This window comes from Actinoplanes cyaneus, assembly GCF_016862095.1.
Lineage (GTDB): Bacteria > Actinomycetota > Actinomycetes > Mycobacteriales > Micromonosporaceae > Actinoplanes > Actinoplanes cyaneus.
The window spans coordinates 39,697-52,522 of sequence record NZ_BOMH01000037.1 but is presented as its reverse complement, the minus strand read 5'-3'; the positions used below and the strand labels follow the sequence as shown (position 1 = coordinate 52,522).

Here is a 12,826-nt window from a genome sequence, read left to right as displayed (position 1 = left end):
GGGGGAGCGGCGGATCAAGGGGCCGCGGTGAGGGCGACGGCTCATGGTGAACCGGACGACTCACAACTGAGCGCGGCGCGTCTCACCGGCGAGTCTTACCGTCCGGGCTCGGCGAAGGTGGCGGGCCGGCGGGCGGTGTGGATGAGCAGGGCGAGGGCGGCCAGGATCAGGGCGGCCACCAAGGCGGTCACGTGCAGGCTCGTCGTGAAGGCGTGGCGGGCGTGGAGGAGCAGGTCGGTGGCCTGGGCCGGGGGCAGGTGCCGGCTTGCGGCCAGGGCGCCGGGCAGCGAGTCCGAGGTGCCGTGCATCCCGGTGCGGTAGACGACGGTGGCGAGAACGCCGAGGAGGGCGAAGCCGAGGGAGCCGCCGAAGTAGTTGCCGGTTTCGGACATCGAGGCGGCGGAGCCGGCCCGTGACGGCGGGACGGCGCTGAGGATCAGGCCGGTGCCGAGAGCGAACAGCGGGCCGGTGCCCAGGGCCTGGACGGTGATGCCGAGCAGGATCAGCGGGAGGGAACTGGTGAGCAGCAGCAGGCTGCCCAGGGCCGACACCGTCAGGCCGGCGGCGATGGCGGTGATCGGGGCGAGACGGCGGGCCAGGGCGGGCGCGGTCAGGGTGCCGGCGGCGACGCCGAGGCCCATCGGGGCGAACAGGATGGCGGAGGTGAACGGGGAGTGGCCGCGAACGCCTTGCAGGTACTGGGTGACGAGCAGTCCGGTGCCGGCCATGGCGATGCCCGCGCCGACGAGGGCGACGAGGACGGCGGTGAAGGTCCGGCTGCGGAGCAGTCGCAGGTCGAGCAGGGGTGCGGGAAGGCGTTTCTGACGGCGTACGAAGGTGACGGCGAGGGCCGTGCCGGCGGCGAGCGCCACGGCGGGAAGGAGCGGCCGGCTTCCGGTGGTGGCCTGTTTGAGGGCGTAGATGAGCAGCAGGACGGCGGTGAGGGAGAGGGCGACGCTGGCCGGGTCGAGGCGGCCGGGTTGCGGTGCGCGGGATTCCGGGAGCAGGAACGGGCCGGTGAGCAGCAGCACCAGCATCGGTGGGACGGCGAGCAGGAAGACCGAGCCCCACCAGAAGTGCTGGAGCAGCAGTCCGGCGAGGACGGGGCCGAGGGCGCCTCCGGTGAACTGGCAGGTGGCCCAGACGGCGATGGCGCGGCCGCGCCGGTGGTCGTCGCGGAACATGGTGGTGATCAGGGCGAGGGTGGCCGGGGTGAGGGTGGCGCCGGCGACGCCGAGCAGGGCGCGGGCGGCGATGAGGGTGAGTGGGCCGGTGGCGAACGCGGCGAGCAGGGACAGGGCGGCGAACGCGGCGGCGCCGATGAGGAGCAGCCGGCGGCGGCCGATGCGGTCGCCGAGGGTTCCCATGGTGATGACCAGGGCGGCGACGGTGAGGCCGTAGCTGTCGCTGATCCACAGTTGTTCGACGGCGGTCGCGCCGAGGCCAGCGCTGAGTTGAGGAAGGGCGAGCAGCAGGGCGGTCAGGTCCATGGCGACGATCAGGGTGGGCAGCATGAGCAGGGCCAGGCCGAGCCAGGTCCGGAGGTTGCCGGCGGTGGGCCGGCGCGTCGTGCTGGACGGGAGAGCTGTCATGACGGGTGGTCGGAACGGGGCCGGGATTCTTGACGCGACTCGGGTCGGGGAAGCCTGCGAAGAATTGTCGGCCGGGGATGTCAAGGTGGGCCCGGCGGCTCCGACCAAGCGGCGAGAAGACATCACTCTTGCGGAGGTATCACGATGAAGTTCCTGATCAGCATGCACATCAACCCGGCGGTGCTGGAGGCGTTGACCGAGGAGGAGCGGACGGCGATCGGTGAGGGGCACGGGCGGTTCATGGACGGGTTGAAGGAGCGCGGGGAGTTGATCACGACGCAGGCGCTGGTGGATCCGTCGCAGGCGGTCGTGGTGAAGGTGCGTGACGGGCAGCGGGTGGTGACCGACGGGCCGTTCCTGGAGTCGAAGGAGTACCTGGGCGGGTTCTACTTCGTCGACGTGGAGAGCAAGGAGCGGGCGATCGAGCTGGCGGCGCAGATTCCGGATGCGGCGATCGAGGGGCTGGGGATCGAGGTGCGTCAGGTGATGTTCGCGGACGGGGTTCTGGAGGCGTGACCGGGCTGGCCATCGAGGACCTGCTGCGGGAGGTGATGCCGCAGGTCCTCGGCGCGCTGGTGCGCCGGTACGGGCAGTTCGAGGGGTGTGAGGACGCGGTTCAGGAGGCGGGGCTGGCGGCGTCGGTGCAGTGGCCGGTCGAGGGGGTGCCGGCGAATCCGCGGGCCTGGCTGATGACGGTGGCGTCGCGGCGGCTGATCGACGAGGTGCGTAGTGAGTCGGCGCGGCGGGAGCGGGAGTCGGCGAACGCGGCCGAGGTTCCGGTGGAGGTCGCGGACACCGATGACACGCTGTTGCTGCTGTTCCTGTGCTGTCATCCGGCGCTGACGGCGGCGTCGCAGACGGCGTTGACGTTGCGTGCGGTGGGTGGGCTGACGACGGCGGAGATCGCGCGGGCGTTCCTGGTGCCGGAGGCGACGATGGCGGCGCGGATCAGCCGGGCGAAGCAGCGGATCCGGGCGGCGGGTGGCTCGTTTCCGCTGCCGGACGTGTCGCAGCGGCTGCCGGTGGTGCTGCACGTGCTGTATCTGATCTTCAACGAGGGGTACACGGCGTCGTCGGGGTCGTCGCTGGACCGGGCGGATCTGGCGGGGGAGGCGATCCGGCTGGCGCGGCTCGTGCACGCGCAGCGTCCGGCGGATGGGGAGGTGACCGGGCTGCTGGCGTTGATGCTGCTCACGCACGCGCGGCGGGTGGCGCGGACAACGGCGGGCGGGGATCTGGTGCCGTTGGACTCCCAGGACCGTACGCGGTGGGACCGGGTGTTGATCGAGGAGGGGCTCGAACTGGCGAAGGGCTCGCTGGGGGCGCCGGAGCTGGGGCCGTACCAGTTGCAGGCGGCGATCGCGGCGACGCATGCGGATGCGGCGACGGCTGCCGAGACCAACTGGCGGCAGGTGTACGCGTTGTATCTGATCCTGGAGCGGATCGCGCCGAATCCGATGGTGACGCTGAATCGGGCGGTTGCGCTTGCCGAGGTGGACGGGCCACGGGCGGGTCTGGAGCTGCTCGCCGGGTTGGACGCTGATGAGCGGATGGCGGGGCATCACCGGTTGCTGTCGGTGCGGGCGCATCTGCTGGAGAAGGCGGGTGACAGCGTGGCGGCCTACGAGTGGTACCGGCGGGCGGCGAAGGCCACGGCGAGTCTCGCGGAGCGGCGTCACCTTGAGTCGCGGGCGAACCGTCTTCGCACCTGACACCCGAGTCCAGCCATCCTAGGATGGCTTAGAGGTAGTGCGGCAAGCCGCACCCACAACCAAAAGGACGGCTTCGCCGACAGCGTCCGACAAGAACCGGGCGCCTCAGCGTCGCCGTACGCGTGTGGATCAGCCGGTGCGACGTGGGCATGGTGGCCGCTCGCAGCGCGGTGAACCCGTCGTTCTCGCCGGCGGACATCGCGGGACGGTTGGATCGGGCGGCCGGTGGGCTTGATGCGCTGGGCAGTGAGGATGCCGGTCCTGATGTGCGGACCGCGTGCTCCTGGTCGTATCAGGCGTTGACCGGGTCGGCGCAGCGGTTGTCCGGCTGCTGGGGTCGCATCCGGGGCCGGATGTGACGGAGGAGGCGGCGGCCTTGGCCGGGACGACGCCGGTGGTGGCCGGGCCGGAGCTCGGTGGGCTGGCCGAGGCGCAAGAGTCCGGCACGAACGAGAAGGGCCGCGCCCGTTGCGGGGCGCGGCCCTGGTCTCGAACTTCGGCCCCTACTTGCAGGGGTAGTTCGAGGCGGTGCAGGCGACGCCGTTGTTGTAGGCGTCGTTGAAGTGGGTGAAGTACGCGTCGTAGAGCGGGTGGGTGGTGCCCGACTCCGGCGCCATCTTGACGAAGATCTCGTCGTTGTCGGTCAGCGCGTCCGCGCTCCAGTTCTGCGAACCGGTGTAGACCCGATAGTTGTAGGTGTCGCCGAACTTCGCGTACAGCGCAAAGAACTTGTCGTGCACCATGTCCATCCGGTGGATCTTGATTCCGGCGCCGATCAGGTCGTCGTAGACGCTCTCGGTCATGTCGATGCTGCCGTCGGTCTTGGTGCCGACGACGACCCAGATCTGGCAGCCGGCCGACTTGAACTTCTTGACCAGGCTGGTGAGGCCGGGACGGCCGCCGGTGATGAAGGCCATGCCGATCCGCAGCCGGCAGTTCGCGTCCGGGGTGGCGTCGTTGAGCCGGGTGACGATGGTGTCGGTCTCACCGGCGGCTTCCGGGGAGGCGTACGCGTCGGCGGCGGAGGCCTGGTAGTAGCCACGACCCGAGGCGGCGTCGTAGTAGTTGTTGCCGGCGACGTGCTTGCCGTTCCACATGTCGGTGAAGTTGGCGTTCAGGCCGTTCATCAACGTGGTGTCGCCGTAGACCGTGATGGTGTTGTTGAACGAGTTCGGGCCGGTCGTGTACGTCATGTTCGCCGAACCGAACCAGGAGACGTTGGACCGGGCGACACCGTTCGGGTCGGTCGTGGACGTGAAGGTGAACATCTTGGTGTGCATGTCACCGTCGCCACTGGTGCTGATGCAGGCTCGGCCCCCGGTCGACGGGTACGAGCAGAACTTGCGGTTCTTCAGCGTCTTGAGCAGGTCGATGCCGGAGTCGGTGGATGCCTCGTTCTTGCCGTCGATCACGACCTTCACGATGACTTCGCGCTTCTCGGCGTTCACCAGGGCCTGCGCCACCGAGTCGATGCTCAGCGAGTGGAGGGTGCCCTGGATGGTGGACCCCTTCGGCGCGGCGTTGATCAGCCGCTGCAGCTCCAGGTGAATGGTGTTGTCCGCGCCGTTCGCGGCGGCGTGCGGGTTGTTGAAGTGCGCCCAGACCGGGTAGCCGCCGATCGTCGTCTGCACCGAGCTCGCGGCCGCGGCCGGCGTCGGGGCGGGCAGGACGACGGCGAACCCGCTCACGACCAGGGCCAGTCCCGCTCTCAACACATGACGTTTCCGCAAAGTTCCTCCCCGTTTCATGATCGATTACAGCGGGGAATACTACCTAGAAACCTACATGCGTCAATTCGACATTCATCCATGTCCAGGTGGCGTTGGCAGGTGGCCGACCCCGATCCGGTTTCGTTCCGATGTTCCTCAAGGTCCGTGACGGCGGGGCCGTGGGTACGATCTCGGGATGAGTGAGGCGGCGCCGGGCCTGAGTGCGGAGCAGTTGGGTGCGTACTTCGCTTTGGTGGAGGTCAGCAGCCTTCTTCAGTACGCGGTGGATGAGCATCTGCGGCTCGAGGGTGACCTCAGTTATGTGCAGTTCCAGCTTCTTGCCCGCCTCGTCGACGCGCCCGGGGGCACGTTGCGGATGACGGACCTGGCGGACGGTGTCGTGTACAGCCGTAGTGGGTTGACGTATCAGGCGGGTCTGCTGGACAAGCGTGGCCTGATCGTGCGGTCGTCGTCGCCGGACGACGAGCGCAGTGTGATGGTGGCGGTCACCGAGGTGGGTCGTGACCTGGTCGCGAGGGTTCTGCCGGGGCATGTCGACCGGGTGCGGCAGTTGTTGTTCGAGCCGTTGAGCGGTGCAGATGTGAGCGCCTTGCACTCTGTCCTGGGTGTGGTCCGTGACCACATGCGTGCCGCGCCGCCGCGGTCGGCGAAGCCTCGTGCCCGGCGCAAGCGGGCCGGCTGAGGCTGGGCGCGGGGATGGACCGGGCGTTGCTGGCGGACTTTCTCCGAGCTCGCCGGGAGGCGTTGCAGCCGGAGGAGGTGGGGCTGCCGCGGGGTGCCCGGCGTCGTACCGGTGGGTTGCGGCGTGAGGAGGTCGCGGTGCTGGCCGGCATGTCGGCCGACTATTACAGCCGGTTGGAGCAGAAGCGCGGTCCGATGCCGTCGGAGCAGATCTTGGCGGCGGTGGCGCGGGCGTTGCGGCTCAGTGCGGGTGAGCGGGAGCATCTGTTCGCGTTGGGCGGGCATGCGGCGCCGCGGCGTGCCCGGGCGGACGAGCGGGTCGGTCCGGCGGTCAGGACGATCGCGGAGCGGCTTGCGGACACGCCGGCGATCGTGTTCTCCCGGTTCGGTGAGGCGTTGTTGCAGACTCCGGCGGCGGTGGCGTTGTTCGGTGACTACACCCGGTTCGACGGTTTGTCGCGGTATCTGGTGTATCGCTGGTTCACCGATCCGGCGCAGCGTGCCATCTATCCGCCTGAGGATCATGAGGTACGCGGCCGGGTTTTCACTGTTGATCTACGGGCGGCGTACACGAGTGATCCGGCGGGGGTCGCGGGGGAGATTGTGGAGGCGTTGCTGGCGGTCAGCCCGGAGTTCGCCGAGGTGTGGCGGCGGCACGAGGTGGACGTGACGCATCACCACGAGCTCAAACGTTACCGGCATCCGGTGCTGGGTGAGCTGGAGTTGTTCAGCCGGCGGCTGGTGGATCCGGACGAGGGGCAGGATCTGCTGGTCTTCATGGCCGAGCCGGGGTCGGCGAGTGAGGCGAAGCTGCGGCAGCTGATCGTCCTGGCCGGCGGCGAGGCGTGAGCCGGGCCTGGCCCGGATCCGGCTCGCGCACACCCGGCGATTCGGTTCGCTGTCAAGCCGCTACCCATCGCTCCTGACGAGCGTGCCGCCAACTGGCCGGTGGCCCGTTCCCATCATTTCTCACGGCGCGTATTGGATCGTGGCCACAAGTGTTCGAAGTCCAGAAGTCGAACCTCCTTCGTATAAATTCCCTGGCACGTGTGCATCTCGGACCACACCCGAATTCCCGAAGCACTAGCATGCCCCGCAAGGAAGTTACGCCCTAGATCAACAAGGGAGATGCGGGTGCCGGATCTGAAAGCTCAGCCCACCCTTGCCGACTACCAGGAATACGTCAGCAAACTCGAAGCTGAGCGCGTCTTCGAGGGAAATACCTTGCAACAATCAGCGCTGCTCCTCGGTGAGGAGATCGGGGAGCTTTTCAAGGCTCTCCGCAAGGCGCAAAAAATGTCACTGGACAAAAAGTCCGTCGTCGGTAGCGTCGATGAGGAGCTTGCCGACGTGCTGATCTATCTCTGCTCGATCGCCAACCGGCTCGGAATTGATCTGGAGCAGGCGTTCCGCGACAAGGAAGAAGTCAACAAGAAGCGCATCTGGGAGACGACCCAGGGGGACTGAACCCCCTGCGGACCGAGGCCGCCACGGCGATAGCCGATCTCATCAAGAAGGCGTGCGACCAGTTCTCATGACGACCGACTCCCGCCTGCCCATCGAGCCGATCACGGACCCCAGGACCGCGTTCGCCTTCCTGCTCGGTGTCCTGTTCAACCAGCGGATGCGCGCTGACCAGGCGTGGCCGGCGCCGCACCGGCTGGCTGAGCGGATCAGGGGCATCGCGCCCGCCCATGTCCTGGCGCTCGGCCCTGATGCCTTTGCCGGCCGGTTCGGCGCGGCGCCCGCCATCCACCCGTTCCGCAGGACGATGGCCTCCAGGGCGTACGCCGCCGCTGAACTGGTGGCCGCGAGGTACGACGGCGACGCCCGGCGTATCTGGGCCGGAGCGAGCGCCGAGGAATTCGTGCGCCGCCTACACGAATTCGAGGGCGTCGGCGAGCGGAAAGCCCTGGTCGCTCTCTTCGTCATCACCCGCCAGCTCGGCATCCGCCTGGCCGGCACCGCCGCGGGCTACTCGATCCGCGGCTGCGGCAAGCTCGCCGAGCTCTTTCACCCCCACCACGAACCACTGCTCACCTGAGAGGCCCGTCCGTAGTTTCCAGACCAAAAACAACGCTAAGCAGTTGATCTAGGCCTGTACCTGCGGCGGCTGTCTCACGGCGGCGGGTTGTCAGAGAGCTTTTGCGGTTTTCTGTGCTCCCGGAATGTGGATGTGCGAAGAGCGCGCTACTCGGGCCTGCGGTGGGGGCCACCGCGGGCGGCGCGGTGGCGGCCGGATGCTGTCAGCGGGGCAGGCTGACGTGCAGGGTGGTTCCGCGGGGGTGGCCGGTGTTGGGGCCGGCGGTGATGGTGCCGTGGTGGCGTTCGGTGATCAGTTGGGCGATGGTGAGGCCTAGGCCGGTGCCGGGGATGGCAAGTTCGGTGGCGATGGCGCCGCGGAAGAAGCGTTCGAACACGTGCGGGAGTTCGTGGTCGGGGATGCCGTAGCCGGTGTCGTCGATGGTGAGGTCGACGGTGGTGTTGGTGCTGGTCAGCGCGACGGTGACGGTGCCGCCGTCCGGGGTGTAGACGAGCGCGTTCTCCAGCAGCAGGGCGAGGAGTTGTCGTATCCGGGCGTGGTCGGCGTGCAGCGGTGTGCGGTGCGGCACCTGGCGGGTGAGGCTGATGTTCTTGCCGGCGGCCTGTGCGGTGCCGTGGTGGACGGCGTCGGTCACCACGGCGCTGAGGTTGATGTCGCTCGGGTGCAGCGGGCTGCGGCCGGCGTCGAGGGCGGACAGGTCCAGCAGCTGTTCGACCAGCCGGCACAGGCGGTCGCTGCCGCGCCGGGTGCCGGCGATCAGCGGCTGCAGCAGTGCGGCTGGGGTGTCCGGGTCGGCGTCGCGCAGCTCGTCCAGATACAAGGCGATGATCGATATCGGGGTGCGCAGTTCGTGCCCGACGAGGTTCAGGTAGTCGTCCTTGGTGCGGTTGAGTAGTTGTTGCAGCCGGTCGGCGCGGTGGGCGGCGGTGATGTCGTGGAAGACGGCTACCGCGCCGAGGTTCTGCCCGTGGTCGCTGGTGATGGGGTGGCCGTTGATCCGGAACAGCCGGCGTTGCCCGTGCAGGTGCAGCAGGTGTTGCGCGCCTCGGGCGGGCTCGCCGTGCAGGGCCCGCAGCAGTGGCGTTTGCTCCGGGGGTACCGGGGTGCCGTCGGTGTCGGTGATCGGCAGCCGGGCGGCCCAATCGTCGGCGCTGCCGGCCACCATGTCGGTGCCGAGGCGCGCGCGCAGCGACCGGTTGACCAGGACCATGTGCCCGTCGGCGTCGCAGGCGGCCACCCCGGTGTCGAGGCTGTCGAGCAGGGTGTCCAGGAAGACCCTCTGGTGGTGTTCCCGCTCGCGGGCGAGGTGTTCGGCGACGAGCGCGGTGCAGGCTTGCGCGCCGTCGTCGACGCCGGCCAGCTGTTCCGGCGGCCAGTCGCGGCACTGGTTGTTCATGGCGGCGCACACGCCGACGATGTGCCCGTCCGGGTCGCGGATCGGGAACCCGGCGTAGCAGCGCAGGTCCGTGGAGCGCACCGGCGCGTCCATCGGCACCCGGACGTCGGTGTGCGTGTCACAGATGACCACGGGAAAGCCGCTGTGCAGCACCAGCCCGGCCAGCGTCGAACCTATCGGCGCGGACTGGCGTTGCTCGAAGCCCGGCGGCAGGCCGTACCCGCCGATCAGACGTAGGCGCTGCCCCTCGAAGAGGTGGATCAGCGCGCAGCTGGCGTGAGCGGCCCGGGCGATGACGGCTGCCATCCGGTCCGCGGAGTGCTGCGTCAGACCGCCCGGTGAAAGCTCCATCGCCGCGGTGGCCTGCCCGGAGGTCACCGCGTCCGTCGTCCGGTTCGGGTTTCCTGGTTGGCCCACTACTGCATCCTTGTCCTAGCACCGGCGGCTGCGCGCTGATTCACCCAAGCCGCATGCGGCGCGCGGGCGCTGGGGGATAGCTCTGGTCAGCCGGTGGGTGCGCTGGCGGGTAGGCGTATCACGAAGGTAGTGCCCGGGCCGGTGTGTTCGGCCAGGGTGATGCTGCCGCGGTGGCGTTCGACGATGGTGCGGATGATGACCAGGCCGAGACCGCAGCCGGGGATGCGTTTGTTCAGGGCGGTGGAGGCGCGGTAGAAGCGGCGGAACAGCCGGGGCCGTTCGGCGCGGGGGATGCCGATACCGGTGTCGGCGACCGTCCAGACGATCTTCTGACCGGTGTCGTCGAGGCCGGCGGTGACGGTGATCGTGCCACCGGCCGGGGTGTACTTGATGGCGTTGGACAGCAGGTTGTCAGCGACCTGACGCAGCCGGGACGGGTCGGCGTGCAGATCCAGGCGGTCGGGCAGATGGGCGGTCATGGTGAGCTGCTTCGCGGCGACCGGGGCGGTGTTCGTGTGTACGGCTTCGGTGATGATGGCGCACAGGTCGGTGTCGACCAGGTCGACGGCCAGGTGCCCGGACTCGAGGCTGGCCAGGTCGAGCAGATCCTCGGCCATGACCGTGCTGCCGGGAGCCAGTCGCTGAACGGATGTCATTGGCAGGCCCCCCGGAGCCGGTTCGGCTAACGGGCACACGGCCGTGGGGGAGCATCGGAACGAAAACTCGGGGTTGAGGAAGAGCGGTACAGTGGTTAGCGCCGAAAATGATCTTGTTTCGTGACAACTCCAAGGATCAGCGGCGTCGTCGGCGGTTGGTGGCGTCGTTCTCGGCGGTGATTCTGGCGGCGATGTCTTCGCCGAGGTGGACGTAGATGCCGAGGGTGGCGAGTTGCCGGTGGCGGGATTTGGCCTGTAGTTCGGCGGCGGTACGACCGCGGGCAGCGAGGTGGGTCAGTCCGGAGTGGCGTAGCTGGTGCAGTGTCCACCCGGCGTCATGCGGGTCGTGGAGTGTGCATGCCTGTTTGAACAGGTACTCGGCGCGGGGGTAGGACAGCCGGCCTCGGCCGGTGTCGGGGTCGATGTCGGCGAGGGCCTGGGCGCGGCGGCCGCCGGTGGGGGCGCGGCGGTCGGCGAGGAAGACCGGCCCGGTGATGCGGCCTTGCAGGAGCCGGGGCAGCAGGCGGGCGGTGAGGGTTTCCCAGTGCACGTAGGCGCGGTCGCCGCCTTTTTCCACGACCAGGGCGCGGCGGAACTCCATGTCGAGGTCGGGCACGTCGAGGCCGAGGATTTCGTCGGCGCGGGCGGCGGATCGTTGCGCCCGGGCGAGCAGAGCTGTCCCGTGCCGGAGCAGGAACTGGTAGAGCTCGGCATTGGTCGGCTCGGAACCCAGGACGTGCCGCGTGGCGTGTACGCCGTCGCGGTCCTGGATCTCGAGCACAGCCACCCAGAACGGGTCGTCGTAGAACACGGTCATCGTCCCCATCGTCGTCTCCTGAGTGCAGGCAGCACGTCCTGCACGGGACGACCGGTCAGCGTGGACGCGCTGAGCGGCGGGAGATGGATCACCACTGGGTGGTGACGCCCCGACTACCAACGGGGCAGTGTTTTCGCGCGGCTCCACGATACAAGGCCACCCCGTAGGTGAGGAACCCGCGATCCGGTCGCGGTGGACAGGTTCGGCTTCGTGACGCCGGCCGGGGTGGCGGATCGGTCGGCGGGGGCGGGCGGCTCACGGCGTACCTAATCGGGGGTGTGCTCGGGGGTCTGCTCGTAGAGGGCCAGGATGTGGTCGGCGACGCAGGCGGGGCGGCGCTCGCCCTCGATCTCGGCGGTGACGCGCAGGATCAGGCGGGCGCCGCCGGGCAGGCGTCGGGCTTCGCGGAGGCGGACCGTGCCGCGCAGGCGGGAGCCGCAGCGGACCGGGGTGTGGAAGCGGACCCGGTCGAAGCCGCCGTTGACGGCGAAGGTGACGGTGCCGACCTGGACGATGTCGGTCAGGAATGTCATGCACAGCGACAGGGTGAGGGCGCCGTGGGCGATCGTCGTGCCGAACGGGCCGTGGGTGCGGGCCCGTTCGGGGTCGGTGTGGATCCACTGGTGGTCGCCGGTGATTCGGGCGAACCCGTCGATGCGGTCCTGGTCGACGAGGAGCCAGTCGCCGGTGCCGAGCTCGTCGTGCCGGAGCAGGTCGTCAAGGTCGGTGAAGCGGGGCATCACCGCACCCTATGGGAAAGGCGCCACGCGATCGGGTCGCGTGGCGCCTGTGCGGTGGTGCGGTTCGGGTCAGGCCGCGGCCCGTGTCCCCGGCTCGGCGGTGGCCGGGCCGGTGCTGGTGGCCAGGCGGTGCAGCAGGGCGGCGAAGGCGAGCCCGAGGACGGTCCAGAGGACAACCTGGGTGCCGAGCGACGCGATCCGGAACTTCCACAGCAGGACGGCCGGGAACGTGCCGGGCACCTCGTCGACCGCCGGCAGCAGCAGGTAGGCGATGGCGACCACGACGACGAAGCCAAGCAGGCCGGCGGTGGCGCGCCGCCATTCGTGGGTCTGGGTGCGGGCCGCGAGGACCCCGGCCCAGACCGCGACCAGGCCAAGGACGAGCACGGCGAGGTAGCTGGTGGTGCGCTGGTCGATGGTGGCGGGGTCGCCGACGGCCGGCGGGTTCGGCGGATACTTGACGAACGGGACCAGGACGATGCCGGTCAGGGCGGCCGCGGCCAGGCCGATCGCGGCGCGGGTGTCGCTGCCGGTGCGCAGGCGTCGGCGCAGCAGGGTGTACCCGGTGGCGAGGAAGCCGCCCATGGCGATGCCGTAAAGGCTGGTCGCCAGGATCAGCCCGACGTTCTTCTGCGTGCCGCGGGAGACGAGTTCCTCGCCGCCGCCAGCTTCGCCGTGCCCGAGGGTGTTCTGTTCCTCGATGGCGATGGCCGCGTCGATGCGCGGCTCACCGGCGAAGTACGCGAACGTGCCGGCGATCAGGCCGGCGATCAGGCCGGCGAGCAGACCGGCGACGAGCAGGCGGCCGAATCTCAGTGGCACGGAACGCCCAGCAGGTGCCGGCCGTCGTGCATCAGCTCGTGCATGTACATGCCGCTGCGGGACAGGGCGCCCTGGTCGAAGGCGACCAGGTAGGCCAGGGCGAGCAGCAGGATCACGACGCCGGCGGCGGTGAGCAGCAGGCGGGTGGAGACGGCCGGGATGGCCAGCGGGCGAACGGTCTGAGCCTTGGGCATGGCAGATCAACCTCCTACGGGATGA

14 protein-coding genes are annotated in these 12,826 nt (G+C 69.3%); 6 read left to right on the top strand and 8 right to left on the bottom strand.

The window, feature by feature from the left end; all coding sequences use genetic code 11:
* Positions 1–95: 95 nt before the first annotated feature.
* On the bottom strand, positions 96–1,592 hold the full coding sequence (locus Acy02nite_RS24315; RefSeq protein ID WP_203744344.1) for an MFS transporter: 1,497 nt from the start codon (positions 1,590–1,592) through the stop codon (positions 96–98).
* 144 nt (positions 1,593–1,736) lie between these two features.
* Between Acy02nite_RS24315 and Acy02nite_RS24310 the strand changes: the two genes are divergently transcribed.
* Both Acy02nite_RS24310 and Acy02nite_RS24305 read left to right on the top strand, forming a co-directional pair.
* Positions 1,737–2,108 carry a YciI family protein gene (locus Acy02nite_RS24310; protein ID WP_203744342.1) on the top strand — a complete coding sequence of 124 codons (372 nt, stop codon included), beginning with the start codon at positions 1,737–1,739 and terminating at the stop codon, positions 2,106–2,108.
* Positions 2,105–3,304, top strand: a complete 1,200-nt coding sequence (locus Acy02nite_RS24305) for an RNA polymerase sigma factor (protein WP_264653330.1) — start codon at positions 2,105–2,107, stop codon at positions 3,302–3,304. Before Acy02nite_RS24310 ends, Acy02nite_RS24305 begins: the two co-directional genes overlap by 4 nt.
* 503 nt (positions 3,305–3,807) lie before the next feature.
* Here Acy02nite_RS24305 and Acy02nite_RS24300 read toward each other — a convergent pair.
* Positions 3,808–5,016, bottom strand: a complete 1,209-nt coding sequence (locus tag Acy02nite_RS24300; RefSeq protein WP_203744340.1) for a phospholipase D-like domain-containing protein — start codon at positions 5,014–5,016, stop codon at positions 3,808–3,810.
* Positions 5,017–5,209: 193 nt separating this feature from the next.
* Between Acy02nite_RS24300 and Acy02nite_RS24295 the strand changes: the two genes are divergently transcribed.
* The 4 genes from Acy02nite_RS24295 (at position 5,210) to Acy02nite_RS24280 (ending at position 7,759) form a co-directional block, all read left to right on the top strand.
* Positions 5,210–5,716 (top strand): MarR family winged helix-turn-helix transcriptional regulator, encoded by a 507-nt coding sequence (locus Acy02nite_RS24295; protein ID WP_203744338.1) that lies wholly within the window; start codon positions 5,210–5,212, stop codon positions 5,714–5,716.
* 14 nt (positions 5,717–5,730) lie between these two features.
* Positions 5,731–6,564: a helix-turn-helix transcriptional regulator gene (locus Acy02nite_RS24290; RefSeq protein WP_203744336.1), complete on the top strand. Its 834-nt coding sequence runs from the start codon at positions 5,731–5,733 to the stop codon at positions 6,562–6,564.
* A 285-nt stretch (positions 6,565–6,849) separates the two neighbouring features.
* On the top strand, positions 6,850–7,182 hold the full coding sequence (locus Acy02nite_RS24285; protein WP_203744334.1) for a MazG nucleotide pyrophosphohydrolase domain-containing protein: 333 nt from the start codon (positions 6,850–6,852) through the stop codon (positions 7,180–7,182).
* 67 nt (positions 7,183–7,249) lie between these two features.
* A complete protein-coding gene (locus Acy02nite_RS24280) occupies positions 7,250–7,759 on the top strand; it encodes an HhH-GDP family DNA glycosylase (RefSeq protein WP_203744332.1) in 510 nt (169 codons plus the stop codon).
* A gap of 202 nt (positions 7,760–7,961) precedes the next feature.
* Here the strand turns inward: Acy02nite_RS24280 and Acy02nite_RS24275 are convergent, their stop codons facing one another.
* The 6 genes from Acy02nite_RS24275 to Acy02nite_RS24250 form a co-directional block, all read right to left on the bottom strand.
* Positions 7,962–9,572 carry an ATP-binding protein gene (locus tag Acy02nite_RS24275; protein ID WP_239175152.1) on the bottom strand — a complete coding sequence of 537 codons (1,611 nt, stop codon included), beginning with the start codon at positions 9,570–9,572 and terminating at the stop codon, positions 7,962–7,964.
* A gap of 86 nt (positions 9,573–9,658) precedes the next feature.
* Entirely contained in the window at positions 9,659–10,228 is a 570-nt protein-coding gene (locus Acy02nite_RS24270) for a sensor histidine kinase (RefSeq protein ID WP_203744330.1), read from the bottom strand.
* 136 nt (positions 10,229–10,364) lie between these two features.
* Positions 10,365–11,054 (bottom strand): DUF2992 family protein, encoded by a 690-nt coding sequence (locus Acy02nite_RS24265; protein WP_203744328.1) that lies wholly within the window; start codon positions 11,052–11,054, stop codon positions 10,365–10,367.
* Between the two features lie 257 nt (positions 11,055–11,311).
* Positions 11,312–11,785, bottom strand: a complete 474-nt coding sequence (locus tag Acy02nite_RS24260) for a MaoC family dehydratase (RefSeq protein ID WP_203744326.1) — start codon at positions 11,783–11,785, stop codon at positions 11,312–11,314.
* Between the two features lie 69 nt (positions 11,786–11,854).
* Positions 11,855–12,607 carry a CbtA family protein gene (locus Acy02nite_RS24255; protein ID WP_203744324.1) on the bottom strand — a complete coding sequence of 251 codons (753 nt, stop codon included), beginning with the start codon at positions 12,605–12,607 and terminating at the stop codon, positions 11,855–11,857.
* On the bottom strand, positions 12,598–12,801 hold the full coding sequence (locus tag Acy02nite_RS24250) for a CbtB domain-containing protein (RefSeq protein WP_203744322.1): 204 nt from the start codon (positions 12,799–12,801) through the stop codon (positions 12,598–12,600). Before Acy02nite_RS24250 ends, Acy02nite_RS24255 begins: the two co-directional genes overlap by 10 nt.
* Between the last annotated feature and the right edge of the window lie 25 nt (positions 12,802–12,826).